Here is a 24,527-nt window from a genome sequence, read left to right as displayed (position 1 = left end):
GGTCAGAAGCCGCGGTCGCCGGAGAGGATGCCGCCGAGGCCGCCCAGCACCGAGCCTTCGCCCTTGCTGCCGCCCTTCTGGTAGGCGGCACTGAACATGCGTCCGGCCAGGCGTGAGAACGGCAGCGACTGCAGCCAGACCTTGCCCGGTCCGGTCAGCGTGGCCAGGAACATGCCTTCGCCGCCGAACAGCATGGACTTCACGCCGCCCACCGGCTGGATGTCGAAGTTGACCGTGCTGGTCATCGCCACCACGCAGCCGGTGTCCACATCCAGGCGCTCACCCGGACGCAGTTCGCGCTCGACGATGGTGCCGCCGGCGTGGATGAAGACCAGCCCGTCGCCGCTCAGCTTCTGCATGATGAAGCCTTCGCCGCCGAACAGCGCGGTCATGATCTTTTTCTGGAAGTGCAGGCCGATCGCCACGCCGCGGGCGGCGCAGAGGAAGCTGTCCTTCTGGGCAATGATGGTGCCGCCATAGTTCGACAGCGTCATCGGCACGATGGTGCCCGGATAGGGCGCGGCGAACGCGACCTTGGCCTTGCCGCTGGCGCCGGTGTGCGAGAACACGGTGGTGAACAGGCTCTCACCGGTGACCAGGCGCTTGCCGGCGCCGACCAGCTTGTCCATGAAGCCGGTGCCCGCCGTGCTGGCCGAACCGTCGCCGAATACCGTGTCCATGCTGACGACCGAGTCCTTGTACATCATCGAACCGGCCTCGGCGACGGCGCTTTCGCCGGGGTCGAGTTCGATTTCGACGAACTGCATGTCCTCGCCGTAGATGCGGTAGTCGATCACGTCGCTGCGCTGGCCCGCCGCGTTGGCGACGGCCACGGGCGGCGGCACGGGCGCCATCATCGCGCCCGGGGCGGACTCGGTGCGCAGCTCGGTGCAGGCCGAGATCGGAATCCACTCGGGGAAACCCTGGCGCCAGCAGTGGCCCGCGGAATCACGGGTGGCCTGGGCGATGGCGGCAGCGTGGTCGAGCGGGCCGATCTGCTGGCCGTTGTAGCTGAGGTACCACTGGTGCATGTCGGGTCTCCTTTTGGGGGAAGAGCATTCGGGCCTGAAGGCCCTCCTACAGAGGTCTCCTGTAGGAGGGCCTTCAGGCCCGAAGAATGTCAGGACGAAGCGGGAATGCCGAGCTGTGCGTGGATGTCTGTCCGCGTCGCGGCATCAAGCGAAAGCTGACTCGCCAGGCGATCGAGGAAGGCACGCTCCTCTTCGGTGTCTGCGGTGATCGCGATCAGTGCCGCGGCATAGACCTCGGCACGCTGGCTGGCGGGGGTGCGTACGGTGAGCTGCTCCAGCGTCAGCGGGGCGCGGATTTCGGCATCGAGCGCCTGCAGGCTTTCGGCGTCCATGCCGGACTGGCGGGCGCGACCCAGGATGGCCTCGCGCTCGGTCGCGTCGATCAGACCGTCGGCGTGGGCGGCGGTGATCATGGCGCGCAGCAAATGCATGGCCTCCTCGACCCGGGCCGGCGAAGGCGCGGCGGCGGGCGGGGGCGGGGGCGGCATGGCGTGGCCGCCCGGAGCGGGCGGGGGCACCGCGCCGGCCATCGGCTGCGGCACCGCGTTGCCGCCATTGGCCTGCGAATAGTGCTGGTAGGCCGCGAATGCCACCCCCAGCAGCCCCAGGCCCACCTTGGCCTTGGTCGCGGTCGAAATCCCGCTGCCGCCGCCCAGCAGACCGCCGAGCCCCGACTTTTGCCGCTTACGCTTGCGGCCGCCCAACTGGCCCGACATCGCGTCGCCCATCAGTTGGCCCAGCAGTTGCTCAGGGTTGAACATCGTGTTCTCCGGTAAGTGACGAGCGGACTACCCCAGATGGTGGGGTGGTAAACCCTCGTCCACAAGTCCAAGGGCGGGCGAAGGGGGTGGATGTGACAAAATGGGGCTCTTGCCCCGTTTCCGAGACCAGGATGGCCGACAGTTCCGGCAGCCACGCGCCGCGCAGCCCGTTCCGGATCTGGCGCGCTTTCGTCTGGTCCATGCAGGGGCTGCGTGCCTGCTGGCAGTTGGAATCCTCGTTCCGGCTCGAGATCTACCTGTTCGTGCTGCTGGCGCCGCTGGCGCTGTGGCTGGGCGCCGACGGCGTCGAGCGCGCGATCCTGGTGGCGTCGCTGATGGGCGTGCTGGTGGTCGAGGTGCTTAATTCGGCGGTCGAAGCGGTCGTGGACCGTTGGGGCGCCGAACAGCATGAGTTGGCCGGCCGTGCCAAAGACATGGGTTCGGCCGCGGTGTTCCTGGCCGATATGAACGTACTGATTTGCTGGGGACTGATCCTCGGCCCCCGCTACCTGTAGAGGCGAATGCACGATGGATTGGTTGTTCAGCACTGAATTATGGGTCGCACTGCTGACCCTGGCGACGCTCGAGATCGTGCTGGGCATCGACAACCTCGTGTTCATCTCGATCGCGGTCAGCAAGCTGCCGCCCGAGCAGCGGCCCAAGGCGCGCCGGTTCGGGCTGATGCTGGCCTGCGTCACCCGCATCCTGCTGCTGCTGTCGCTGGCCTTCCTGGCCAGCATGCAGCACAACCTGTTCAGTCTCTTCGATCAGGATTTCTCGGTGCGCGACCTGGTGTTGATCGCCGGTGGCCTGTTCCTGCTGGTCAAGGGCACGATGGAAATCCATGATTCGGTCGAGGGTCGCGGTGAGGAAGAGGACATCTCCACCAAGCCTTCGGCGGTATTCGGCTACGTCATCGCCCAGATCGCGGTCATCGACATCGTGTTCTCGCTTGATTCGGTGATCACCGCGGTCGGCATGGTCGACAACCGCTGGGTGATGGTGGCGGCGATCCTGATGGCGGTGGCGGTGATGCTGTTCGCAGCCAATCCGATCGGCGACTTCATCGACCGGCACCCGACCGTGAAAATGCTGGCGCTGACCTTCATCATCCTGGTCGGCGTGGCGCTGGTGGCGGATGGTTTCGATTACCACATTGACCGCAAGTTCCTGTACTTCGCCATGGCGTTCTCAGCTGGCGTGGAGACCTTGAACATTCTTTCCAAGCGCAAGAAGGGAACGCGCGCCTAGCGCCGCCGATCATGGCCACCTCTCCCGATTACCCGACCCTGGTGCTGCGTCGCGGCGAAGAACGCCGCCTTCGCGCCGGCCACCTCTGGATTTTCAGCAACGAGGTCGATGTCGCCAAGACGCCGCTTACGGGCTTCCAGCCCGGCGATCCGGTGTCGATCGTCGAGGCCGGCGGCAAACCGCTGGGCACCGGCTACGTCAATCCCTCGACCTTGATCGCGGCGCGCCTGGTGGATCGCGCCGGGCACGCGCTCGACGCCTCGCTGGTGGTGCATCGGCTCAAGGTGGCGCTGTCGCTGCGCGAGCGCCTGTTTGATTCACCGCACTATCGGCTGGTGTTCGGTGAAAGCGACGGCCTGCCGGGCCTGACGGTGGAACGTTTTGGCGACGTGGTCGTGGCCCAGGCCACCACCGCCGGCATGGATCGCCTGCGCGAGGAGATCAGCGCCGCCATCCTGAAGGTGCTTGCGCCAGGCGCGCTGCTTTGGAAGAACGACAGCGGCGCGCGCACCATCGAAGGCTTGACCGACTCGGTTGAACTGGTCCACGGCCAGCTCGACGGACCGGCGATCGCCCGCGAAGGCGGGCTCGAGTTCCTGTGCGACCTGCGCGAAGGCCAGAAGACTGGCTGGTTCTACGACCAGCGCGGCAACCGCGACCGCATGGCGCCCTACGTCAAAGGCCAGCGCGTGCTCGACGTCTTCAGCTATCTCGGTGGCTGGGGCCTGCGCGCGGCTTCATTCGGCGCCACCGCAGTGGACTGCGTGGATGCGTCGGCGCGCGCGGTCGATGGCATCCGCGCCAATATCGTCCACAACCGGCTGCAGGATCGGGTGCAGGCGCACGCGGCCGACGCCTTCGAGTTCCTGAAGGCTGCGCGCGCCGAACGTCGCAAGTGGGACGTGGTCATCCTCGATCCCCCGGCCTTCGTAAAGCGCAAGAAAGACTTCAAGGAAGGCTCGCTGGCCTATCGCCGGCTCAATGAACTGGGCATGCAGGTGCTCGAGCGCGACGGCATCCTGGTCACCTGCTCGTGCAGCCACCATATGCCGCGCGAAGCGCTGACCGACGGCCTGCAGGCCGGCGCCCGCCATCTGGACCGCCAGGTGCAGCTGCTCGAACCGCTGTTCCAGTCGGCCGATCACCCGGTGCATCCCGCCATTCCCGAGACCGACTATCTCAAGGGCGTCATTGCCCGGGTGCTGCCGGCATGAGCCGTGCCGCGCCTGGACGGCGCCACCGTCTTTCCACGGAGTCCGCATGACCCTGCTGCACGACATCGATCCGATCGCCGTCCCGCTGCCGTTCTGGCCGCACGGCATCCACTGGTACGGCGTCATGTACCTGCTGGCTTTCCTCGGCGCCTGGTGGCTGGGTCGTCGGCGCATCCGCGCCGGCCGGCTGCCGGACATCAACGAAGAAGCCTTCGGCGACCTGCTGTTCTACGGCATGCTGGGCGTCGTGCTGGGCGGCCGCATCGGCTACGTGCTGTTCTATGCCTTCGACGCGCTGCTGGCCAACCCCTGGATGCTGTTGCGCATCAACGAAGGCGGCATGAGCTTCCACGGCGGTCTGATCGGCGTGATGCTCGCCGCGGCCTGGTGGACGCGCAAGCACCGCCGTCATTTCTTCGACGTGATGGATTTCGTGGCGCCGCTGATCCCGCTGGGCCTGGGCTTCGGCCGGCTGGGCAATTACATCGGCGGCGAGCTATGGGGCAAGCAGACCGGCGGCGACTGGGGTGTGGTGTTCCGCGACGCGCTGCCGGCCGAGCTGGCGGCGCAGCCGGTCGAACAGCTTCGACAGCTGCACGCCACCGGCGCGCTCGATGCCTATGCACGGCACCCTTCGCAGCTCTACCAGGCCTTCCTCGAGGGCGTGGTGCTGATGGCGGCGCTGTGGTGGTTCTCGCGCAAGCCGCGGCCGCGCTATGCGGTGTCCGGTTTGTTCGCGCTGCTATACGGCAGCTTCAGGTTCGGGGTCGAGTTCGTGCGCGAACCCGATGCCCACCTGGGCTACCTGGCTTTCGGCTGGCTGACCATGGGCCAGGTGCTGTCGCTGCCGCTGGTGGCGCTGGGTCTGTTCTTGCTGTGGCGCTCGCGGTCTGCGCCGACCCTGCAGCCTGACCTGTCCAACGCCAAGGTGTCCTGATGCGCGCCTACCTGGATCTGCTGCGGCACGTGCTGGAGAACGGCGCGGAAAAAGCCGACCGCACCGGCACCGGAACCCGTTCGGTGTTCGGCTGGCAGCTGCGCTTCAACCTCGCCGACGGCTTTCCGCTGGTGACCACCAAGAAGCTGCACCTGCGCTCGATCATCCACGAGCTGCTGTGGTTCATCCGCGGCGAAACCAATATCGAGTACCTGCGCGAGAACAAGGTCAGCATCTGGGACGAGTGGGCCGACGCCAACGGCGACCTCGGTCCGGTGTACGGCAAGCAGTGGCGGCGCTGGAGCGGGCCCGACGGCGTCGAGATCGACCAGCTGCGCGACGTGATCGCCGAGCTGCAGCGCAATCCTGATTCGCGCCGCCTGGTGGTCAGCGCCTGGAACGTGGCCGACCTGCCGGCCATGGCGTTGCAGCCTTGCCACACGATGTTCCAGTTCTACGTGGCGAACGGAAAGCTGAGCTGCCAGCTCTACCAGCGCTCGGCCGATATCTTCCTGGGCGTGCCGTTCAATATCGCCAGCTATGCGCTGCTCACCCACATGGTGGCGCGACACTGCGGTTTGGGCGTGGGCGATTTCGTGCACACACTGGGCGACGCGCACCTGTACAGCAACCATTTCGAACAGGCCCGCGAGCAGCTGTCGCGCGAGCCCAGGGCTTTGCCGACGCTGGTGCTGGCGCCGGAGGCGACTGACCTGTTCGCGATGCGCTTCGAAGATATCGCGATCGAAGGCTACGACCCGCACCCGGCCATCAAGGCCCCGGTGGCGGTGTGAGCGACCTGGTGCTGGTGGCTGCGCTCGATCGCGCCGGCGCGATCGGTCGTGGCAATGCGCTGCCCTGGCGTCTGCCCGATGACCTCAAGCACTTCAAGGCGCTGACCCTGGGCAAGCCGGTGCTGATGGGGCGCAAGACCGCCGAGTCCCTGGGTCGCGCGCTGCCCGGTCGGCGCAATCTGGTGCTGACCCGGAGTGGCCGGGTGCCCTTCGACGGCATGGAGGCGGTGGACTCGCTGGCCGCGGCGCAGGCCGGCTGCGGCAGCGAAGCGCTGATGGTGATCGGCGGCGGCGAGATTTACGCGCTGGCCCTGCCGCTGGCCACGCGGCTGCACCTGACCCATGTGGACACCGTCGTTGACGGCGCCGATGCGTTCTTCCCGCCCTTGGATGCGAGCCTCTGGCGCGAAGTGTCGCGCCAGGCGCACGGCGCGGATGCGCGCCATGCGGTGGGCTTCGAGTTCGTCGAGTACCGGCGTCGCTGAGCGCGACGCCCGGGCTCAGGGCAGGCTGGCGGCCAGCTCGTAGCGAAGCAGGGTGACCAGGCGCGCCTCGAGCTGCAGGTAGGCCATCGACTGCTTGCTGGACAGGCCTTTGCTCAGATCCTTGTAGGCCCGCTCGAACAGCTTGGCCTGGTCCCGCTCGATGGCGAGGGCCTCGGCGGTCACGTCCTCGGCATCATCCTCGTCGGCAGCGCCGACGACGACGCTGACGTAGGCCGCGGCATTGGCGCGGCGACGCTCGGCCAGGCTGGCCAGGCCTTCCTGCACCTCGTCATAGACGGGCCAGAACGCCGCCTGCTCGGCCGAATTGAGGGTGAGCTGGCGCGAGACATAGGCCTGCTTGCCCTGGGCGACTTCGGCCCGAAGCGCGGCCATCTTCTGGTCGGCCTCGGACAGTTGCTGCGCGAAGGCGGCCGGGGCGGTCAGGCACAGGGCCAGCAGCAGGGCGGAAAGGCATCGGAACATGGTGGATTCTCCAGGCAGCTTGAAACAAAACATTACCGGGCCCGTACCGAGGCCCTGCACTAATTAAGGGGCGAAACGACTCAGTCGTCGCCGCGTGGACTGCCGTCAGGCGGATCGCGGCCGGGCACTTGATGCAGGCGCAGCTCGGGGCCCAGCTCCATGGCCGTGAGCTTGCCGCCCCAGACAGCGCCGGTGTCGATCGCGTACGTGCCCAGGCCCATGAACAGGCCCAGGGTGGACCAATGGCCGCAGACCACCGGCAGCTCGCGCGGGATGTGGCCCGGCACTTCGAACCAAGGGTAGAGCCCAGGCTTCTGGGTGCCGGGACGACCCTTGTCCTCGAAACCGATGCGGCCGCTGGGCGTGCAGTAACGCAGGCGGGTGAAGATGTTGATGATGGCGCGGTGGCGGTCGGCGCCGGTGAGCTTGGGCGACCAGGCCGGCTTGTCGCCGTACATGTTCTTGACCAGCTTGAAGAAACCGTCGCCGTGCAGTTTTTCTTCGACCTCACGCGCGCGCGCCTCGGCCAGGCTGATGGTCCATTTCGGCGCCAGGCCGGCGTGCACCATCGCGAAGCCCAACGTGCGGTCGACGTGGAAGAGTTTTTGCCGGCGCAGCCAGCCGATCAGCACCTCGTGGTCGTCCGCGAACAGCACGCGCTGCAGGTCCGGGTTGACCTTGCGCTGGTCGGCCTCGCGGCGGGTGGAGATGGCCAGCAGCGACAGGTCGTGGTTGCCCAGCACGATGGTGCTGTGGATGGCCAGCGAGTGGATCAGGCGCAGCGTTTCGAGCGACTGGCCGCCGCGGTTGACCAGGTCGCCGCAGAACCACAGCCGGTCAGCCGCAGGATCGAAGCGGATCTTTTCCAGCAGTCGCTGCAGCGCGTCGTAGCAGCCCTGGACATCGCCGATCGCGTAGGTGGCCATGTCAGTGCAGCGTCCGCGGGATGGACAGCGTGAACGCGTCGATCAGGGCGTCGAAGCCGGTACCGTCGTCCGCCAGCATCTGGTAGCTGCCGCGCATGGTGCCCAGCGACGTTTCCAGCACCGCGCCCGAGGTGTACTCGAAGTGTTCGCCCGGCCGCAGCCAGGGCTGCTCGCCGACCACGCCCTCGCCGCGGACCTCCTGCACCTTGCCGTTGGCGTCGGTGATGATCCAGTGGCGGCTGAGCAGGCGAGCTGGCACCTCGCCCAGGTTCACGATGCGGATGGTGTAGGCGAAGACGTAGCGGTCGTCCTCGGGGATCGATTGGTCCTCGAGGAAGCGCGTCGCGACAATCACCTCGATGGCGTGCTGCGGGGATTCCATGCCGCCATTCTACGCAGGACGGTCCGCCGGGGGCAGCGAACCGACGTATTGCGCCAAACGCACGAATTCAGGCACCGAAAGCTGCTCGGCACGCGCGTCGGGACGCAGGCCCGCCGCCTCGATATCGGCGCCACTGCAAACCTGCGACAGCGCGTTGCGCAGGGTCTTGCGGCGCTGGCCGAACGCATCGCGCACGACGCGTGCGAACAGCATCGGGTCGTCGATGCCGATTTCCGACGGCGCCTTGGGCACCAGCCGCACCACGGACGAGTCCACCTTCGGCGGCGGCCGGAACGCGCCAGGCGGCACGTCGAACAGCGAAGTGACCGTGCAGTAGGCCTGCAGCATCACGCTCAGCCGGCCGTAGACCTTGCTGCCCGGATCGGCGGCCATGCGGTCCACGACCTCCTTTTGAAGCATGAAATGCATGTCCCGCACCGACGGCGCGTGCTCGAGCGCGTGGAACAGGATCGGCGACGAAATGTTGTAGGGCAGGTTGCCGACCAGGCGCAGCGGACCCTCGTCGCCGGCCAACTTGCCAAAGTCCACCTGCAGAACGTCCTTGTGGATGATCGTGAGCCGGCCGACGCCTTCCGAGGCCTCCATCAGCGGCGTGATCAGGTCGCGGTCGAACTCGATCACGGTCAGCTCGCCGTGCTTGCGCAGCAGCGGGAAGGTGATGGCACCCTGGCCCGGGCCGATTTCGACCAGGCGATCACCCGGCTTCGGCGCCACCGCCATCACGATGCGGTCGATATAGCTGCGGTCGGCCAGGAAGTGCTGGCCAAGATTCTTCTTGGGCGGTGCCTTGAAGTGGCTCATGCGGACCTCCGGTGGTGGGCGAGGCGCGCGCACAGCGCGGCTGCGGCAAACAGGCTGGAAGGATCGGCGCGGCCGGTGCCGGCCAGCTCGAGTGCGGTGCCGTGGTCGACGGCGACGCGGGGGTAGGGCAGGCCAAGCGTGATGTTCACCGCTTGCTCGAAGCCCGAATGCTTGAGCACCGGCAAGCCCTGGTCGTGATACATCGCCAGCACCGCATCGAAGTCCGCGAGTTTCTGCGGCAGGAAGGCGGTGTCGGCTGGCAGCGGGCCGATCAGCGCCATGCCGTTGGCGCGCAGCGCCTCGAGCGCGGGGATGATGACGTTGAGCTCCTCGCGGCCCAGGTGACCGTCCTCGCCCGCATGCGGATTCAGGCCCAGCACCGCGATGCGTGGTTCGGCCAGGCCGAAGTCGCGGACCAGGGCGGCATGCAGGATGCCCAGGGTGCGCGCCAGGCCGTCGCGGGTAATGGCATCGGGTACCGCACGCAGCGGCAGGTGGGTGCTGGCCAGCGCCACCCGCAGGTGTGGGTTGGCGAGCATCATCACCACCTGCACCCCGGCCTGTGCGGCCAGCAGCTCGGTGGTGCCCAGGTAGGGGATGCCGCCGGCATTGATGTTGGCCTTGTGCACTGGCCCGGTCACCAGGCCGCCGAGCTCGCCGGCCAGGCAAGCGGCGCCGGCCTGGTTCAAGGCGGCGATCACGGCGTGGGCATTTTCCGGGTCCGGCTGGCCGAAACGGGTGGGGCGCGCTTGGGGTACCGGCTGCAGCGCCAGTTCACCGGGGCCGGGCTGGCGGTCGGCGTCGACCAGCCGCAGCGGAAGGCCAAGCGCCTTGGCCGCAGCCATCAAGGCGTCGGGATCCGCGTAGGCCACCAGATCGGCATCCGGCGGCTGATGGGCCAGCCGGACGCAAAGTTCGGGCCCGATGCCGGCCGGCTCGCCAGGAACCAGGGCCAGCCGGGTCCTCACGGTACTCAGCCCTGGGCCGCGAGGCGCGTCTCGACGTAGGCCTCGGAACGCAGCTGGCGCAGGAAACGCTCGAACTCTTCTTCGGCCTTGCGCATGCCGATGACTTCGCGTGCCTGGTTGCGACGGTTGAGCTCGGTGACATCCTGCTCGCGGATGCCGAGGCGGCGGACGATATGCCAACCGCTCTCGCTCTGGAACGGCGCCGACAGCGCGCCGTCGGCCAGCTGTTCAATCTGGTTGCCGATCGCCGTGCCCCAGGCATTGATCGCGAACCAGCCCAGATCGCCGCCGTCGGCGCGCGTCAGGGTGTCGTCGGAGTTCTCGCGGGCGAGCTTGCCGAAGTCTTCACCGGCCTGGATGCGGCGGTGCAGGTCTTCGGCTTTCTGGCGCGCGGCTTCGGCGGGCAGGGTTGGGGTGATGCGGATCAGGATGCTTTCGGCGTTGTATTCGGTGACCGTCTGGCGACCGGCTTCGCGGGTTTCGACCAGCTGCACCAACTGGTAGCCGCTGGGGCCGCGCAGCGGCTCGCTGACCTGACCGGGGGTCATGGCCTGGATCATGCTGACGTAGGCCGGCGGCACCGCATCGTAGCCGCGCCAGCCGATATCGCCGCCCTCGAGCGCATTGGCCGCGTCGGAGTAGCGGATCGCGGCGGCGCGGAAGTCCAGGTCGCCCTTGGCAATCAAGTCGCGGATGCCGACGATCTTGCCCTCGGCGGTGGCGACCTGCTCGGGCGTGGCGCCATCGGGCAGGGCGATCAGGATATTGGCCAGGCGCACTTCGGGGCCGCCGATCTCGCGCACGGCCAGCAGCTGGTCCACCTCGGCCTCGCTGACCTGCACGCGGGACTGGATGTAGCTCTGGCGCAGGCGCTCGATCAGCAGCTCGTCGCGCAGGCTGTTGCGAAACTCCTCGTAACCCAGGCCTTCCTGCTGCAGGCGATCGCGCAGCTGGTCCTGGGTCATGCGGTTGCGGCCGGCGACACTCTGCACGGCCTGGGTCAGCTCGCCGTCGCTGACGCGGATGCCGTTGCTGCGGGCACGCACCAGCTGCAGCCGCATCATGACCAGGCGGTCAAGTACCTGACGCTCGAGGATGTCGCGCGGCGGCAGCTGATCGGGCTGGCTGGCGTACTGGGCCTGAATGTTGGCGACAGCAAGATCGAGCTCGCTGCGAAGGATCACTTCCTCGTCAACGACGGCAACGATGGCGTCGATCGGGGTCGTGGCCTGGGCCGAAACCGGCGCGGGCGCCAGGGCGAAACCCAGGGCCAGGAAGCCGGCGAGGAGGGTGTGGAGGGCGTTCTTCATGCGGTTCGTGGCTCCGGCGCCGGGGCCGGCGCCATGGGTTCAACGGGAATAATCAAGGATAGCATCATCAAGCAAACGGGCCGTGTCGCGGCCCAGGCTGCCAACACCGTTCAGCTCCAGCTCAAGATAAATGCCCAGGCTGCGATCGCCGCCGAATTCACGGATGTATTCACGAGCCAGCACGCGAACCGCGAGACAGCAGCTTTTCCACTCAAAGCCCGCCAGCGACTCCAGCGTTTCGCGATCGCGCAGCGAATAATTCCAGCGGCCCAGCAGGCGCCAGCGATCGTTCACCGGCAGCGCGAAGGACAGGTCGCCCTGCTCGAGCACCTCGGCGCGATAGCGGTAGGCCGCGTTCACCAGGCCGCCGTTGCTGAAACGCCACTGGCTGCGAACGGCCGAGAGCTGGGTGCGTTCGCGGTCGGGGTCCCATTGCTGGGCCAGGCCCACGGTCCAGCGCTGGCCCAGGGCCAGGCTGGCCTCGGCAACCCAGGCCGAACCGTCGTCCGACAGCGGCGCCGCGCCGGGCATCGTGACCCGGGGCGGGTCGAAGTAGTGAATGCGGCCGACGCTGGCGCTGAGCCGTTCACGGCCGTCGCGGGTGTCGAGCAGGCGGCTGGTCAGGGCCAAGGTCACCTGGTCGGCGTCACCCTGGCGGTCGGCGCCGCCGAAGCGGTTGTCGCGGAACAGGCCGGGCCAGCTGAAGGTCAGCGGCTGGGTGTCGAACAGCGGCAAGTCGTCCTGGTCGCGGTAGGGAACGTTGAGATAGACCAGGCGCGGCTCCAGTGTCTGCAGCAGGCGGCCTTCGCCCCAGTCGAACTCGCGTTCGAAGAAGGCGCCGGTGTCGAAGCGGGCGATGGGCAGGCTGCGGCTGGGACTGCGATCGGCGCCCGGCGGCAGCAGTCCGGCGTCCAGCGACCAGGCGGTGTAGCGCCATGACAGCTCGGGCGTGGCGTACCAGGCGGCGCCGCCAAACGGCAGCCGCAGGGTCGGGCGCAGGTCAACGCGTTCGCCGCCGGCCAGGGTCTCGTGCTGGAAGCGCACGGCTTCAGCCTGCAGGCCGAGCTCGACCCAGGGCAGCAGCGACTTGTTCCAGCGCAGGTCGGCGGTGGGCAGGCGCTGATACGGCTCGGTGCCGGCCAGGACCAGCGGATTGGCGATTTGCCAGCGCTGGGCCGACACGCTGGCGCTCCAGCCCAAGCCGCGACCATAGACGCCGGCCGTGCTGGGCAACAAAGTGATCGAGGTCGAGGCCAGCGAGTCATTGAAGTCGTCGAAGTAGAAGACGTCGCTGACATGGTTGAGGTCCGCGTTGAAATACCACTGCGGACCGAACGAGGTGGTGTGCTGGAGCGAGGCGACGCCGCGGTCGGAGTCGCGGCCCGGCTCGTCGTCGCTGCCCAGCCAGTGCGCCTCGACCACGCCGCGGCTGCTGGCGGTGAGATAGCGGAACTGGCCGCCCAGCATCAGGCCACGCTGCGACATCCAGCGCGGCACCAGGGTGGCGTCGTAGTTGGGCGCCAGGTTGAGGTAGATCGGCTGCTCGTAGTCGAAGCCATTGCGCTCGTCGAAGCCCAGCCTGGGCGACAGCAGCCCGGTCCGACGACGGTCGTCGGTGGGGAAGCGCAGGTAGGGCAGCCACAGCACCGGCACGCCGCCCAGACGCAGGGTGGCGTTGCGGGCGGTGCCCATTGCCTCTTCCTGGTCCACGTCGATCTGGCTGGCGGAGAACTCCCACTGCCGCTGTCCGGGCGGGCAGGTGGAATAGGTGCCGTTGGACATCTGGCCAAGCTCGCCGCGCAGGGTGACCCGCTCGGCTTTGCCATTGCCGGCATTTTGGTTGAACTGGTACTGCACGCCGTCGAGGGTGATGACGTCGGCCTTCTGGTCGCCGGCGGCCTGCTTGGCGGTGAAGCGGATGCCTTTGTCCTGGTAACGCACTTCACCTTCGGTGACGTAGCGTTGGCTCTCGTGCGAATACGTCAGCTTGTCGGCAGCCAGCCATCGGCGGCCCTGCTGCAGCTCGACCTTGCCTTCGAAGACGGTGGTTTCGCGGCCGCTGACGTCGAGCGATTCGGCGCTGATGTCCGTGGCCGGCGCCATCGCCTCGGGCGCGGCATCCGTCGGCGCCACCAGCGGCTGGAACAGCGGCATGCCGTCGGGCGAAGGGCACAGGGCCCAGTCGGCAGCGGGGGCGGGGTCCTGTGCGCGGGCTGCACCGGCGATCGCCAGGCAAAGGGGAAGCAGTCGAAGGGCTTGACGGCGCACGGAGGCATCCCTGGAAAAGACATGATAGCTTGGCCCAAGGCGCCTGATGGGGCAACACGGAGGCAGCGGCAATGGGCGGCAAGGTCGAGAAAACCGACGAACAGTGGCGGGCCGAACTCAGTCCCGAACAGTACGCCATCTGCCGCTGTTCGGAGACCGAACGCGCGTTCACCGGCAAGTACTGGAACCACCACGGCACCGGCACCTATGTCTGCGCCGCCTGCCGCGCTGCGCTTTTCTCGTCGGTGGACAAGTACGACTCGGGCAGCGGCTGGCCCAGCTATTCGCGGCCGGTGGCGGCTGGCGTGGTCGATGAACACAGCGACGACAGCCTGGGCATGCAGCGGGTGGAAGCGCGCTGCGCGGCCTGCGATTCGCATCTGGGCCACGTATTTCCCGACGGCCCGCAGCCGACCGGGCTGCGTTACTGCATCAACTCGGCGTCGCTGGACTTCAAGCCGGACTGAGGCCCGCCAGGCCTTGCAGGTGGGCCACGCTGCAGGCCCGCAGCGCCGTCAGGCTGTAGCCACCCTCGAGCATGGACACCAGGCGTCCGCCGGCGTGGCGCGTGGCCAGCGCCGCGAGTTCGGCGCTGAGCCAGCGGTAGTCATCGGCCTCGAGCATCAGGTCGGCCAGCGGGTCCAGGCGATGCCCGTCGAAACCCGCCGACACCAGCACCAACTGCGGACGGAAAGCGTCGACCTGCGGCAGCAGATGCTCGCGCCAGGCGTGACGGAACGCCGCGCCGTCGGTGCCGGGCGACAGCGTCGCGTTAACCACGTTGCCGACGCCGCGCTCGTTCGCCATGCCTGAATTCGGATACAGCGGATGCTGGTGCGAGCTGGCGTACATCACGCGCGGCTCGTCGGCGAAGATGTCCTGGCTGCCGTTGCCGTGGTGGACGTCGAAGTCGATGATCGCCACCCGCTCGAGCCCGTGGGCGTGCAGGGCGTGTGCGGCGGCGACCGCGATCGAGTTGAACAGGCAGAAGCCCATGGCTACCGGTCCGGTGGCGTGGTGGCCGGGTGGCCGCACCGCGCAGAAGGCGTGGTCGGTGTCACCGGCCATCACGGCGTCCACCGCAGCGATGCCAGCGCCAGCGGCGCGCATGGCGGCTTCGGGGGAGTCGAGGGACATCGCGGTGTCCTCGTCCAGGCGCAGCGCGTCGTCGAAGGGCGTGTCCAGTACGCGCGCAATCAGGTCGCGGGTGTGCACGCGCAGCAGGGCGTCGCGGCTGGCGCGCGGCGCCTCGCGCCAGGGCGTCATCGGGAAGTTGGCGCGGACCGCGTGCAGCACCGCCTCAAGCCGGGCCGGGCACTCCGGGTGGCCGGCGCCCGGGTCATGCGCCAGACAGGCGGGGTGCGTGTAAAACAGCACGCTTAGCGCTTCCGGCGCTCGTGGTTCCAGATCACTTCGCCATGGCCGCTGGCGCGTGCCAGCACGCGGGCGATCACGAACAACAGGTCCGAGAGGCGGTTGAGGTAGCGGATGGCTTCCGGCCGCACCGCATCGTGATGCGACAGCGTCACGGTCTCGCGTTCGGCGCGGCGGCAGATGGTGCGCGCCAGGTGGCAGTGCGCGGCGGCCAGGCCGCCGCCGGGCAGGATGAAGTCCTTGAGCGGCGGCAGGTCGGCGTTGAATTCGTCGAGCTGGTCCTCGAGGCGCTGGATGTCGGCGTCGCGGATGGCGGCGTGGCCCGGGATGCAGAGCTCGCCGCCAAGGTCGAACAGCTGGTGCTGCACCGAAACCAGCACGTTGCGCACGGCCTCGGGGAGGTCGCAGGCCAGGACCAGGCCGATGGCCGAGTTGGCTTCATCGACCGTGCCGTAGGCGGTGACGCGGGCGGAGTCTTTGGCCACGCGCGAGCCATCGCCCAGGCCGGTGCTGCCGTCATCGCCGGTGCGGGTATAGATCTTTGACAGGCGGTTGCCCATGGCGGCCTCAGCGGGTGGCGACGGCGGGCGCGCGGCGCGCCAGCACCAGTACGGCGGCTACGTGCGCGACCGCGGCGATCGCCACGTAGGCACTGGCGTTGCGCAGGTAGGGCAGGAACCAATCGGCGTAGTTTTTGGCCCAGCCGGCCACGGTCGGCTCGGCGACGGCGCTGGCCAGCCAATAGAAGCCGCCCTGCGCGAAGAAGTGGCAGACGGCGACGCTGGCGAACACCGAAACCACCAGCAGCGCCAGGGTTTTCGGGGCGAGGCCGCGGTAGCTGCGCCGCACCAGGCTGCCGCCCATCCACATCGCAAGATGCGCCGGCACCAGGAACCAGTAGCCCGGGGAAACGCAGTAATGGCTCCAGAAGCTCAGGCCGCTGGCGCGGATTACCGCGTAATCAACCGCGACCGCCAGCACCATCAGCGCCGGGAACGCCCAGCGCGCGCTGCCGCGCAAATAGAAGCCGGCGACGAAGAACACCGCCCAGGACGCATCGGGCACCAGGCCGAAATGGTTCAGCCGGGTCGCCGCCATGACGGCGGCAAGCACCAGGAAAAGGGCCAGTCGCGAACGTAGGGTCAGAGTCATGATGAGCAGGCTTCCGGAGGTCTGACCCGCATTTTAGACGAACTGCGCCCCGAGCGGGCCATGCATGCGTCTTCACCGGGCGGGCGCGTATCATCGCGCCATGCCCGCTAATAATGGCTTCGACCACGACATCCTGATCCTCGGCGGCGGCCTCGTAGGCAGTTCGCTGGCCTGTGCCCTGCAGGGCCGCGGCTGGCGCGTGGCCCAGGTCGAGGCCAGCGCACCGCAGGCCGGCGCACCCGGCTTTGACGAGCGCAAGCTGGCGCTGGCCCTGGCCAGCCTCAACGCGCTGGCGGTGCTGGACGTGCTGCCGCGACTGGCCACGCCGCCGACCCCTATCGAACGCATCCACGTCAGCCGGGCCGGCGACTTCGGCAGTGTGCGCCTGGCCGCCGCCGACCACGGGCGCGCGCAGTTCGGTGGCGTGGTGCTGGCGCGTGAGCTGGGGCAGGCCCTGGAGTCGCGGCTGGCGGATAGCGCCGACTTGGTTCGATACCGCCCCGCGCGCGTCATTTCCGTGGAACCCGACGCCGATGGCCCGGCGGTGACCCTGTCCCAGGACGGCGAAACCCGTCGCCTGCGCACCCGGCTGTTGGTGGCCGCCGACGGCAGCCACTCGCTGGCGCGCGCCGCCTGGGGCATCGACACCGAAGATCATGACTACGGCCAGACATTGGTCGTGTGCAGCATCGCCACCGATCGTTCGCCCGACGGCACCGCCTACGAACGCTTCACCGACGAGGGCCCGGTGGCCCTGCTGCCGATGGCGGGTGGCCATTACGGCGCCATCTGCGGCGTGCGCCACGAACACGCGGACGCGGTGCTGGCGCTGGACGAGGCCGGCTACGCCGACTATTTCCAGCAGCGTTTCGGCTGGCGTGCCGGCCGGATCATCCGCAGCGGCCAGCGCAGCGCGTATCCGATCGCGCGCCGGGTGGCCTCACGGCTGACCGCACCCCGCGGCGTGGTGATGGGCAACGCCGCCCAAACCCTGCATCCGATCGGGGCGCAAGGCTTCAACCTCGGCCTGCGCGATGCCCTGACGCTGGCCGAGGTGCTGGCGGGCGACGATCCCGGCAGTCCCGCACTGCTTGCCGCCTATGCCGAAGCGCGCCGGGAGGATCGCGAGCGCACCCTGGCCTTCAGCGACGGTCTGGCGCGGATCACCTCGAACGATGCGTTCCCGCTGCACGTGCTGCGTTCGCTGGGCCTGCTGGCCTTGGGCCGCCTGCCGGGGCTGGCCGATCCGCTGGTGGCCGGCGCGATGGGCTTCCGTGGCCGGGTGCCGACCCTTTCAAGGAGCCGGCCATGAGCCGGCGCGAGATGCTGGACCTGGTGGTGATTGGTGCCGGCGTGGTCGGCAGCGCCACCGCGCTCGCGGCCGCGCGCGACGGCCTGCGGGTCGCTCTGGTCGAGGCGCAGGCGCCGCCGGCCTGGTCGCCCGACGACGCCGACCTGCGCGTCTACGCCTTCGCGCCCGACAACGCGGCCCTGCTTGATGAGCTGGGCGCGTGGGCGTCGATCCGCGCGGCGCGCGCGCATCCCTACCGGCGCATGCGGGTCTGGGACGCGGCCGGCGGCGGCGAGCTCGATTTCGATGCCGACACCCTGGCACGCGACCACCTGGGCCATATCGTCGAGCACGGTCTGCTGGTTGACCGGCTGTGGGCGGCCTGCGGGCGCGAGCCGTCGCTGCGGCGGATTTTCCCGGCGCGTCTGGCCACGCTGGAGCAGGACGCCGAGGCGGCCATCGCGGTACTCGAGGACGGCCAGCGCCTGCGTGCGCGGCTGGTCGTGGGGGCCGATGGCGCCGGTTCGCGCGTGCGCGCCGAACTCGGGCTGCAGACTGACGCGCACGACTATGGCCAGCGCGGCCTGGTCGCTTACGTCGGCACCGAGCAGGCGCACGAGGACACCGCCTGGCAGCGTTTCCTGCCGACCGGTCCGCTGGCCTTCCTGCCCTGTGCCGATGGCCGCAGTTCGATCGTCTGGACCCTGCCCGAGGCGGACGCGCAGCGTCTGCTGGCCCTGGATGACGCGAGCTTCGCGCGTGAACTCACCCGCGCCTTCGATGCGCGCCTGGGTGAAGTGACGTCAGTGTCGGCGAGGGCGGCGTTCCCGCTCCGGCGGCAGCTGGCCAAAGGCTACGTCGCGGGTCGCGTTGTGCTGGTCGGCGACGCGGCGCACGCGGTGCATCCGCTGGCGGGGCAGGGCGTGAACCTGGGGCTGCGCGACGTGGCCGCGCTGCGTTCACTGTGGCAGCGAGCCGCGCAGGTGCAGGCTGACTTCGCCTCGCCGCATCGCCTGGCCCGCTGGGAACGCAGCCGGCGCAGCGAGAACGCCTTGGCGGCGCATGGGTTCGAGGCGATCAACCGGGTATTCAGCAATGATGCGCTGTTGCCGACCTTGCTGCGTGGCCATGCCCTGGGCTTGGTGGGCCGTCTGGCGCCCGTCACCCGCGCGCTCTGGCGGCGGGCTGCCGGGGTCTGAGGCGCGGCAAGCGCCGCGCCGGGTGCCTCAGGCCGCGGCGGCCTGGGACTTGCGCGGACCGTGCAGCAGGGCGTGGCGGATGTGGGCCACCATCAGGTCCACTTCGCCGGAAGTGACCGCGAAGTGCGGAGTGAAACGAAGCGAGTTGGTGCCGCCGTGGATCACGCCGATGCCGCGCTCGCGCATGAACTCCTCGGTGGAGCCGGTGCCGAAGCATTTGAAGTCCGTATGCAGTTCGCAGGAGAACAGCAGGCCGGTGCCCTGGACCTTGGTGATGAGGCCGTTGCCGAGCTCGTCCTTGAGCGCATTGATCTTGTCCAGGAACTCCTGGCCGCGATCAACGATGTTCCGGCGCAGTTCCGGCGTCAGCTGGCCCAGCACCGTGGCGGCGATATCCAGCGCGCGCGGGTTGGCGGTCATGGTGTTGCCGTAGGTGCCCTTGCGGTACAGGTCGGCGGCGCGCTCGTTCACGGCAAGCACCGACATCGGGTACTGACCACCGTTGAGCGCCTTGGAATACGTTTCCATGTCCGGTGCTTCCAGGCCTTCGAAACCCGGGTAGTCGACGATCGACAGCACGCCGTGTACGCGCAGGCCGGCCTGGATCGAGTCCACCAGCAGCAGGGTGCCGTGCGCCTTGGTGAGCTCGCGCGCAACCGCATAAAACTCCGGCGGCACCGCGCGGCCCGGGTCGCCTTCGCCCATCACCGGCTCGAGGAACATCGCCTCGAAGTACCAGCCGTTGGCTTCGGCGTCGGCGAAGGCCTGCTTCAGGCCTTCGATTGAATAGGGCTCGATGGTGATCAGCTGCTCGGTGTGGTGCTTGTAGCTGGCGAGGTGCTGCAGGTAGTTCTTGCGCGAGGAGTCGGAGTACAGCGCCGGCAGCTCGGTGCGGCCGTGGAAGGCGCCCTTGACCGCGATGCGCTTGACCCGCTTGCCGGCGTGGCGACCGCCCGGATCGGTGTGGATCTTGGTATTGACGTCGGCGATGCGGCCAGCCAGCGACACCGACTCCGAACCCGAATTCAGGCACAGGAACTTCGCGAACGGGCAGCCGCCGCGGGTGTGGCCGAGCTCCTGACGCAGCGCGCGAACCAGGCGCAGCTGCGACAGCGACGGGGTCATGATGTTGGCCATCACCTGCGGCTGGGCCATGGCGGCCAGCACGGCCTTCGGGGTGTGACCGAAGCCGAGCATGCCGTAGCCGCCGGAGTCGTGGATGACCGCGCCCTTGAGCGTGACCACCCAGGAGCCGCGCGCGGCGATCGCGACGTAGGGGTTGACCGCATCGTCGGGATAGAAATTGACGAAGCCTGCCTGCACGGCGTCGATCTGGGCCTGCTCGTCGAGGTCGAGCAGGTCGCTGAATTCGCCTGCGATCACGGCGTACTGGGCGACAGCGGCTTCGACCGCTTCCACCAGGTCCGGGTAGCGACCGGCGAGGTCGAGCAGCGTGGCGTCGTCCAGGCCGGTCGTGCGGACCTGGCCAGCGTGGCTGCGCAGGGGCTTGAGGGTGTCGATCAGATTCATGGCGAGCTCCGGACCCAATGCAAAACGCGAGGAGACTCCTCGCGCGCCAGGTCTTACGTTGAAAATCAAATACTTGCGGCGGATATTACCACTGCGGTCAGGGTCGCGTAACCCCCATCCGTTTGAATCCGGGTGGCCTGGCATGACAGGTGTCAGCCGCGATCGGTGACGCCATCCACTGCCTGCCGCCGGGGGTGGTCGGGACACTGGCCGCGTCCCTTCAGGAGGCCCGCCATGCTGCCCCCATCGAGCTCTGCTCCCGTCATCGCCCGGCTGTACGCCGCTGGAAAGCGCTACGGCGCCATCCAGGCGCTCGACGCCGTTGATCTTTCGGTCCACGCCGGTGAAGTGCTCGCGGTGCTGGGCGCCAACGGGGCCGGCAAGACCACGGCCCTGGGGCTGCTGACGGGTCGGATCAGCCCGGACGCCGGGCGCGCCGAGCTGTTCGGAGGCGACCCGCGCGATGCCCGTGTTCGGCTCGGCATCGGCGTGATGCTGCAGGACGGCGACTTGCCCGAGACCCTGCGCGTGGCCGAACACGTGCGCCTGTTCTCCAGCTACTACACCTCGCCGCGGCCGCTGGCGGACACGCTGGCGCTGGCCGGCGTCGCCGACCTGGCCCGCCGTCCCTATGGCGAACTGTCGGGCGGACAGAAGCGGCGCGTGCAGTTCGCGCTGGCGATCTGCGGGCGGCCGCCGCTGCTGTTCGTCGATGAGCCCACGGTCGGGCTGGACGTCGAATCGCGCCGCGGCTTCTGGGCCGTGCTGCGCCAGCTGCGCGACGAAGGCACCGGCATCGTCCTGACCACGCACTACCTGGAGGAGGCCGACGCGCTCGCCGACCGCATTGTGCTGATGGCGGGTGGCCGCATCCTGGCTGACGACAGCCCGGCCCGCATCAAGGCCCGCGCCGACGGCAAGCGGCTGCGCGCGCGCACGGTCATCGACCGCCGCGAGCTGGCGGCCTGGCCCGGCGTGCTGCGCGCGGAGGCCGGCGCCGGCCTGACCGAGCTGGTGACGCGCGAAGCCGAGCAGGTGCTGCGCCGCTGGCTGGCCGCCGACCCGGGCCTGTCGGAGCTGGAAGTCCGCCCGCTGAGCCTTGAAGAGGCCTTCGTCTCCCTGACCCAAGACAAGGCGGCCGCCGGCCCCCTGGAGCAAGCCGCATGACTGCCTCGCTTCCCAGCGCACGTCCGGCCGGTTCACTGCTGCGTATCCAGGCGCTGGAGTCCTGGTACGAGCTGCTGTCGGTGCTGCGCCAGCCAGCCTTCGCCCTGCCGACGCTGCTGTTCCCGCTGGTGTTCTACCTGCTGTTCGCCGTGGTGCTGCCCGGCAAGTGGGGCGGGCTGGAACGCGCGGCCTACCTGCTGGCGACCTATGGCGTGTTCGGCGTGATCGGCCCGGCGCTGTTCGGCTTTGGCGTCGGCCTGGCGATCGAGCGTGAGAAAGGCTGGCTTGAGCTCAAGCGCGTCTCGCCGATGCCGACGATGGTGTACTTCCTCGCCAAGATTTCCATGAGCCTGGTGGTCGGCTTGGTCGTGGTGTGCCTGCTGTCGATCGCCGCCGTGCTCGCGGGCGGCGTGCGGATGGCGCCCGGCACCTGGGGCCTGCTGGTCGCCACGCTGTTGCTGGGGACCCTGCCTTTCTGCGCGATGGGCCTGTGGCTGGGCACCCTGGTGCGCGGCCAGGGCGCGGTGGCACTGGTGAACCTGGTCTATCTGCCGATGTCGGTGCTGTCGGGCCTTTGGATTCCGATCTTTGCCTTCCCCGTGCTGATGCAGAAGCTGGCCGTGCTCTGGCCGGCCTGGCACCTGGGCCGGATGGCGCTGGGCGTGGTGGGGCAGGCGCAGGACGTGCGCTACGGGCTGCATGTCGCGGTACTGCTGGCCACCACCGCCGTGTTCCTGGCGCTGGCGGCGATGCGTCTGCGGCGTGGCTGAGCCGGCGGCCATGCTTGAAAAACGGATAATGTCCCGGCCGAGGGGGGCCGCCATGCCGCAGACGGATCGCAACGAGATTTTCGACGAGCTGATGGGACGTCCCATCCTGGGGCTGGCCTACCTACCCTTCGTGTTCCTGCCGCTGTTGTTCTGGCCCCAGGCGCCGGCGACAGCCTGGTGGGCCAGCGTGGCCGCCTCGGCGCTGTTCATCCCAATCTATTTCACGTTCCGACGCTGGCGCGGTCAGCGCCAGTGGGTGCTGGTTGCGGCCACGGTTGTGCTGGGGCTGGGGCTGATCGCGATCCAACCGGGCGGCAACACCTTCGTGATTTACGCCTGCGCGATGGCGGCGGCGGTACTGCCGGCGCGAGTGGCCTTGATGGCGTGCGCGGGCATGGTGGCGGCGATGTCGCTGGTCTACGTCCAGTCCTTGCCTCCGTCGATGGCGCTGGCCTACAGCGCGATGGCGACGGTGATCTGCGTGCTGGTGGTCGCGGGCGTCCTGATGACGCGCACCCGCCAGCGCCGCGACGCCGAGCTGCGCCTGACCCAGGACGAAGTGGCGCGCCTGGCGGCGATGGCCGAACGCGAGCGCATCGGTCGCGACCTGCACGACCTGCTCGGCCACACGCTGTCTGTAGTGGCGCTCAAGAGCGAACTGGCGGGGCGCCTGATCGACGCCGACCCCGCCGCCGCGCGCGCCCAGATCGGCGAAGTAGAAAGCGTGGCGCGCCAGGCCCTGGCCCAGGTGCGCGAAGCGGTGGTGGGCATTCGCGCCACCGGGCTAGAGGCGGAGCTGGCGGCGGCGCGGCTGGCGCTGCTGTCGGCCGACGTACACCTGGACCAGCGGCTGGCGCCGGTAGCGCTCGATCCCGCGCTGGAGTCTGCCCTGGCCATGGCGCTGCGCGAAGCGGTGACCAATGTGCTGCGGCACGCGGACGCCCGCCGCGTGGAGGTTGAGCTGGTGGCCGAGGGCGGTCTGCTGCGTCTGGTCATCGTTGACGACGGACGCGGCGGCGTCGAGGCGCCCGGCAATGGCCTGGCCGGCATGCGCGAGCGGCTGGCGACCTTTGGCGGCGAGCTGGACGTGGACAGCCCGCGCGGCGCCGGCACCCGTTTGCAAATCACGCTGCCGCGCCCCGCGCTGGGAGCGCAGGCATGATCCGGTTGGTGCTGGCCGAGGACCAGGCCATGGTGCGCGGCGCCCTGGCGGCCCTGCTGGGCCTGGAAACGGATCTGGAGGTGGTAGCGGAAGCCGGCGACGGCGACGCCGCCTGGGTCGCAGTAAGCAAGCAGGCGCCCGACCTGCTGGTCACGGACATCGAAATGCCCGGCCCGACGGGCCTGGACCTGGCGCTGCGGGTGCGCGACGCCGGGCTGGCTACGCGCGTCGTGATCATCACCACCTTTGCCCGCGCGGGCTATCTTCGCCGCGCGCTCGATGCCGGCGTTCGCGGCTATCTGCTCAAGGACGCGCCCTCGGGCCAGCTGGCCTCGGCCCTGCGCCAGGTGCATGCCGGGGGTCGCGTGATCGACCCGCAGCTGGCGGTGGCGGCCTGGGGCGAGGAAGACCCGCTCACCGAGCGCGAGCGCCAGGTCCTGCGGATGGCGGGCGAGGGCGCGCGCAGCGCCGACATCGCCGAGCGGCTGCATCTCTCGCACGGCACGGTTCGCAATTATTTATCCGAGGCCATCGGCAAACTGGGCGCCGCCAATCGCATCGAGGCGTATCGGGTGGCCCGGGCCAAGGGCTGGCTCTGAGGGCACCCGTTCGAGGCCGTGGGAAACCGCTGGCAAGGATCCAGAAACCGGTTCGCCCACACAGCCACTACAAGGAATCCAAGCATTGGATATGTCCGTCAAGCAAGCGCAGTCTGATATGCGGCAGGGCTACTACAGCGGAGCCACGGGCATCCTGGCGTCCTCCCTGGCCTGGTTCGCCGCCGCCGGGTTTGCCGCCCTGGCCTCGCCCCAGAAAGCCGTCTGGGCGCTTCTTATCGGCGGGATGTTCATCTATCCGGTCGGCCTGCTCCTGTGCAGGCTGTTGGGGTCGCGCGGCACGCATGCGAAGGACAACCCGCTCGGCGAGCTGGCGGGGTCAAGTACGTTCTGGCTCATCTTCTGCCTGCCCATCGCCTACCTGCTCAGCCTGCGGCAGCCGGCCCTGTTCTTCCCGGCCATGCTCCTGATCATTGGCGGCCGCTACCTGGTGTTCGCCACCCTCTATGGCATGCGGCTCTACTGGGCCTTGGGCCTGGTGCTGGCCGGCGCCGGCTTCGCCTTGGCCTACTTCAACGCCACGGCGTTCGTGGGCGCTCTGGCGGGCGCCGTGCTCGAGGCCGTCTTCGGCATCGCCTGCCTGTTGCAGCATCGGCGTGGGGTGCAACCCACGCATTGATCGAGCGGTGACGG

At 68.8% G+C, this 24,527-nt stretch carries 26 protein-coding genes and 1 pseudogene; 14 read left to right on the top strand and 13 right to left on the bottom strand.

The window, feature by feature from the left end:
- Nucleotides 1–2: 2 nt before the first annotated feature.
- Nucleotides 3–1,031 (bottom strand): TIGR00266 family protein, encoded by a 1,029-nt coding sequence (locus ACYVGY_RS05900; RefSeq protein WP_460456540.1) that lies wholly within the window; start codon nt 1,029–1,031, stop codon nt 3–5.
- An 89-nt stretch (nt 1,032–1,120) separates the two neighbouring features.
- Nucleotides 1,121–1,792 carry a tellurite resistance TerB family protein gene (locus tag ACYVGY_RS05895; protein WP_460456539.1) on the bottom strand — a complete coding sequence of 224 codons (672 nt, stop codon included), beginning with the start codon at nt 1,790–1,792 and terminating at the stop codon, nt 1,121–1,123.
- A 131-nt stretch (nt 1,793–1,923) separates the two neighbouring features.
- On the opposite strand from ACYVGY_RS05895, the gene ACYVGY_RS05890 reads away from it, so the two are divergent.
- Genes ACYVGY_RS05890 through ACYVGY_RS05865 form a run of 6 tightly spaced genes read left to right on the top strand, consistent with a single transcriptional unit; the run spans nt 1,924 to nt 6,473 of the window.
- Nucleotides 1,924–2,307, top strand: coding sequence for a diacylglycerol kinase (locus ACYVGY_RS05890; RefSeq protein ID WP_460456538.1), 384 nt, complete (start codon nt 1,924–1,926; stop codon nt 2,305–2,307).
- 13 nt (nt 2,308–2,320) lie between these two features.
- Nucleotides 2,321–3,043 carry a TerC family protein gene (locus tag ACYVGY_RS05885; RefSeq protein WP_460456537.1) on the top strand — a complete coding sequence of 241 codons (723 nt, stop codon included), beginning with the start codon at nt 2,321–2,323 and terminating at the stop codon, nt 3,041–3,043.
- A gap of 11 nt (nt 3,044–3,054) precedes the next feature.
- Nucleotides 3,055–4,257, top strand: coding sequence for a class I SAM-dependent rRNA methyltransferase (locus ACYVGY_RS05880; protein ID WP_460456536.1), 1,203 nt, complete (start codon nt 3,055–3,057; stop codon nt 4,255–4,257).
- Between the two features lie 46 nt (nt 4,258–4,303).
- Nucleotides 4,304–5,194 (top strand): prolipoprotein diacylglyceryl transferase, encoded by an 891-nt coding sequence (gene lgt / locus ACYVGY_RS05875; protein ID WP_460456535.1) that lies wholly within the window; start codon nt 4,304–4,306, stop codon nt 5,192–5,194.
- Nucleotides 5,194–5,988 (top strand): thymidylate synthase, encoded by a 795-nt coding sequence (locus tag ACYVGY_RS05870; protein ID WP_460456534.1) that lies wholly within the window; start codon nt 5,194–5,196, stop codon nt 5,986–5,988. Before lgt ends, ACYVGY_RS05870 begins: the two co-directional genes overlap by 1 nt.
- A gap of 5 nt (nt 5,989–5,993) precedes the next feature.
- The gene (locus ACYVGY_RS05865; protein ID WP_460456950.1) at nt 5,994–6,473 is read left to right on the top strand and encodes a dihydrofolate reductase; all 480 of its coding nucleotides are present in this window, start codon (nt 5,994–5,996) and stop codon (nt 6,471–6,473) included.
- A 15-nt stretch (nt 6,474–6,488) separates the two neighbouring features.
- Here ACYVGY_RS05865 and ACYVGY_RS05860 read toward each other — a convergent pair whose 3' ends face one another.
- The 7 genes and pseudogenes from ACYVGY_RS05860 to lptD form a co-directional block, all read right to left on the bottom strand.
- On the bottom strand, nt 6,489–6,956 hold the full coding sequence (locus ACYVGY_RS05860; protein ID WP_460456533.1) for a hypothetical protein: 468 nt from the start codon (nt 6,954–6,956) through the stop codon (nt 6,489–6,491).
- 95 nt (nt 6,957–7,051) lie between these two features.
- Nucleotides 7,052–7,882: pseudogene (locus ACYVGY_RS05855) on the bottom strand (symmetrical bis(5'-nucleosyl)-tetraphosphatase); the annotation flags it as partial.
- Between the two features lies 1 nt (nt 7,883).
- Nucleotides 7,884–8,264 carry a Co2+/Mg2+ efflux protein ApaG gene (apaG, locus tag ACYVGY_RS05850; RefSeq protein WP_460456532.1) on the bottom strand — a complete coding sequence of 127 codons (381 nt, stop codon included), beginning with the start codon at nt 8,262–8,264 and terminating at the stop codon, nt 7,884–7,886.
- Nucleotides 8,265–8,273: 9 nt separating this feature from the next.
- The gene (gene rsmA / locus ACYVGY_RS05845; RefSeq protein WP_460456531.1) at nt 8,274–9,086 is read right to left on the bottom strand and encodes a 16S rRNA (adenine(1518)-N(6)/adenine(1519)-N(6))-dimethyltransferase RsmA; all 813 of its coding nucleotides are present in this window, start codon (nt 9,084–9,086) and stop codon (nt 8,274–8,276) included.
- Nucleotides 9,083–10,054, bottom strand: coding sequence for a 4-hydroxythreonine-4-phosphate dehydrogenase PdxA (gene pdxA, locus ACYVGY_RS05840; RefSeq protein WP_460456530.1), 972 nt, complete (start codon nt 10,052–10,054; stop codon nt 9,083–9,085). Before pdxA ends, rsmA begins: the two co-directional genes overlap by 4 nt.
- 5 nt (nt 10,055–10,059) lie before the next feature.
- Nucleotides 10,060–11,364: a peptidylprolyl isomerase gene (locus tag ACYVGY_RS05835; protein ID WP_460456529.1), complete on the bottom strand. Its 1,305-nt coding sequence runs from the start codon at nt 11,362–11,364 to the stop codon at nt 10,060–10,062.
- Between the two features lie 39 nt (nt 11,365–11,403).
- Entirely contained in the window at nt 11,404–13,632 is a 2,229-nt protein-coding gene (gene lptD / locus ACYVGY_RS05830) for an LPS assembly protein LptD (protein ID WP_460456528.1), read from the bottom strand.
- 71 nt (nt 13,633–13,703) lie between these two features.
- On the opposite strand from lptD, the gene msrB reads away from it, so the two are divergent.
- Nucleotides 13,704–14,099 (top strand): peptide-methionine (R)-S-oxide reductase MsrB, encoded by a 396-nt coding sequence (gene msrB, locus ACYVGY_RS05825; RefSeq protein ID WP_460456527.1) that lies wholly within the window; start codon nt 13,704–13,706, stop codon nt 14,097–14,099.
- On the opposite strand, the gene ACYVGY_RS05820 is transcribed toward msrB, so the two are convergent.
- Genes ACYVGY_RS05820 through ACYVGY_RS05810 form a run of 3 tightly spaced genes read right to left on the bottom strand, consistent with a single transcriptional unit; the run spans nt 14,086 to nt 16,152 of the window.
- Nucleotides 14,086–15,009 (bottom strand): histone deacetylase family protein, encoded by a 924-nt coding sequence (locus tag ACYVGY_RS05820; RefSeq protein WP_460456526.1) that lies wholly within the window; start codon nt 15,007–15,009, stop codon nt 14,086–14,088. The genes msrB and ACYVGY_RS05820 overlap by 14 nt on opposite strands.
- Nucleotides 15,010–15,011: 2 nt before the next feature.
- Entirely contained in the window at nt 15,012–15,566 is a 555-nt protein-coding gene (locus tag ACYVGY_RS05815; RefSeq protein WP_460456525.1) for a cob(I)yrinic acid a,c-diamide adenosyltransferase, read from the bottom strand.
- A gap of 7 nt (nt 15,567–15,573) precedes the next feature.
- Entirely contained in the window at nt 15,574–16,152 is a 579-nt protein-coding gene (locus ACYVGY_RS05810; protein WP_460456949.1) for a hypothetical protein, read from the bottom strand.
- A gap of 106 nt (nt 16,153–16,258) precedes the next feature.
- Between ACYVGY_RS05810 and ubiH the strand changes: the two genes are divergently transcribed.
- Entirely contained in the window at nt 16,259–17,470 is a 1,212-nt protein-coding gene (gene ubiH, locus ACYVGY_RS05805) for a 2-octaprenyl-6-methoxyphenyl hydroxylase (protein ID WP_460456524.1), read from the top strand.
- Complete coding sequence (locus ACYVGY_RS05800; RefSeq protein WP_460456523.1) at nt 17,467–18,648, top strand: FAD-dependent oxidoreductase; 1,182 nt, start codon at nt 17,467–17,469, stop codon at nt 18,646–18,648. The genes ubiH and ACYVGY_RS05800 overlap by 4 nt, the downstream gene beginning before the upstream one ends.
- Before the next feature lie 27 nt (nt 18,649–18,675).
- Here the strand turns inward: ACYVGY_RS05800 and ACYVGY_RS05795 are convergent, their stop codons facing one another.
- On the bottom strand, nt 18,676–20,178 hold the full coding sequence (locus ACYVGY_RS05795; RefSeq protein ID WP_460456522.1) for an aminotransferase class III-fold pyridoxal phosphate-dependent enzyme: 1,503 nt from the start codon (nt 20,176–20,178) through the stop codon (nt 18,676–18,678).
- A 234-nt stretch (nt 20,179–20,412) separates the two neighbouring features.
- Between ACYVGY_RS05795 and ACYVGY_RS05790 the strand changes: the two genes are divergently transcribed.
- From ACYVGY_RS05790 to ACYVGY_RS05770, 5 genes are all read left to right on the top strand, one after another.
- On the top strand, nt 20,413–21,345 hold the full coding sequence (locus tag ACYVGY_RS05790) for an ABC transporter ATP-binding protein (protein WP_460456521.1): 933 nt from the start codon (nt 20,413–20,415) through the stop codon (nt 21,343–21,345).
- On the top strand, nt 21,342–22,115 hold the full coding sequence (locus ACYVGY_RS05785) for an ABC transporter permease (RefSeq protein WP_460456520.1): 774 nt from the start codon (nt 21,342–21,344) through the stop codon (nt 22,113–22,115). Before ACYVGY_RS05790 ends, ACYVGY_RS05785 begins: the two co-directional genes overlap by 4 nt.
- 52 nt (nt 22,116–22,167) lie before the next feature.
- Nucleotides 22,168–23,277: a sensor histidine kinase gene (locus ACYVGY_RS05780; RefSeq protein WP_460456519.1), complete on the top strand. Its 1,110-nt coding sequence runs from the start codon at nt 22,168–22,170 to the stop codon at nt 23,275–23,277.
- The gene (locus ACYVGY_RS05775) at nt 23,274–23,876 is read left to right on the top strand and encodes a response regulator (protein ID WP_460456518.1); all 603 of its coding nucleotides are present in this window, start codon (nt 23,274–23,276) and stop codon (nt 23,874–23,876) included. The genes ACYVGY_RS05780 and ACYVGY_RS05775 overlap by 4 nt, the downstream gene beginning before the upstream one ends.
- A 91-nt stretch (nt 23,877–23,967) precedes the next feature.
- Nucleotides 23,968–24,513 (top strand): DUF7010 family protein, encoded by a 546-nt coding sequence (locus ACYVGY_RS05770; RefSeq protein WP_460456517.1) that lies wholly within the window; start codon nt 23,968–23,970, stop codon nt 24,511–24,513.
- Nucleotides 24,514–24,527: the final 14 nt, after the last annotated feature.

Source organism: Arenimonas alkanexedens, from assembly GCF_054781355.1.
This window is presented reverse-complemented; position numbering and strand designations above follow the sequence as displayed.

Coding starts and splice junctions, on each gene's coding strand:
- ACYVGY_RS05900 (WP_460456540.1), bottom strand. CDS start 1,031: ATGCACCAGTGGTACCTCAGCTACAACGGCCAGCAGATCGGCCCGCTC.
- ACYVGY_RS05895 (WP_460456539.1), bottom strand. CDS start 1,792: ATGTTCAACCCTGAGCAACTGCTGGGCCAACTGATGGGCGACGCGATG.
- ACYVGY_RS05890 (WP_460456538.1), top strand. CDS start 1,924: ATGGCCGACAGTTCCGGCAGCCACGCGCCGCGCAGCCCGTTCCGGATC.
- ACYVGY_RS05885 (WP_460456537.1), top strand. CDS start 2,321: ATGGATTGGTTGTTCAGCACTGAATTATGGGTCGCACTGCTGACCCTG.
- ACYVGY_RS05880 (WP_460456536.1), top strand. CDS start 3,055: ATGGCCACCTCTCCCGATTACCCGACCCTGGTGCTGCGTCGCGGCGAA.
- lgt (WP_460456535.1), top strand. CDS start 4,304: ATGACCCTGCTGCACGACATCGATCCGATCGCCGTCCCGCTGCCGTTC.
- ACYVGY_RS05870 (WP_460456534.1), top strand. CDS start 5,194: ATGCGCGCCTACCTGGATCTGCTGCGGCACGTGCTGGAGAACGGCGCG.
- ACYVGY_RS05860 (WP_460456533.1), bottom strand. CDS start 6,956: ATGTTCCGATGCCTTTCCGCCCTGCTGCTGGCCCTGTGCCTGACCGCC.
- apaG (WP_460456532.1), bottom strand. CDS start 8,264: ATGGAATCCCCGCAGCACGCCATCGAGGTGATTGTCGCGACGCGCTTC.
- rsmA (WP_460456531.1), bottom strand. CDS start 9,086: ATGAGCCACTTCAAGGCACCGCCCAAGAAGAATCTTGGCCAGCACTTC.
- ACYVGY_RS05835 (WP_460456529.1), bottom strand. CDS start 11,364: ATGAAGAACGCCCTCCACACCCTCCTCGCCGGCTTCCTGGCCCTGGGT.
- msrB (WP_460456527.1), top strand. CDS start 13,704: ATGGGCGGCAAGGTCGAGAAAACCGACGAACAGTGGCGGGCCGAACTC.
- ACYVGY_RS05815 (WP_460456525.1), bottom strand. CDS start 15,566: ATGGGCAACCGCCTGTCAAAGATCTATACCCGCACCGGCGATGACGGC.
- ubiH (WP_460456524.1), top strand. CDS start 16,259: ATGCCCGCTAATAATGGCTTCGACCACGACATCCTGATCCTCGGCGGC.
- ACYVGY_RS05800 (WP_460456523.1), top strand. CDS start 17,467: ATGAGCCGGCGCGAGATGCTGGACCTGGTGGTGATTGGTGCCGGCGTG.
- ACYVGY_RS05795 (WP_460456522.1), bottom strand. CDS start 20,178: ATGAATCTGATCGACACCCTCAAGCCCCTGCGCAGCCACGCTGGCCAG.
- ACYVGY_RS05790 (WP_460456521.1), top strand. CDS start 20,413: ATGCTGCCCCCATCGAGCTCTGCTCCCGTCATCGCCCGGCTGTACGCC.
- ACYVGY_RS05785 (WP_460456520.1), top strand. CDS start 21,342: ATGACTGCCTCGCTTCCCAGCGCACGTCCGGCCGGTTCACTGCTGCGT.
- ACYVGY_RS05780 (WP_460456519.1), top strand. CDS start 22,168: ATGCCGCAGACGGATCGCAACGAGATTTTCGACGAGCTGATGGGACGT.
- ACYVGY_RS05775 (WP_460456518.1), top strand. CDS start 23,274: ATGATCCGGTTGGTGCTGGCCGAGGACCAGGCCATGGTGCGCGGCGCC.
- ACYVGY_RS05770 (WP_460456517.1), top strand. CDS start 23,968: ATGTCCGTCAAGCAAGCGCAGTCTGATATGCGGCAGGGCTACTACAGC.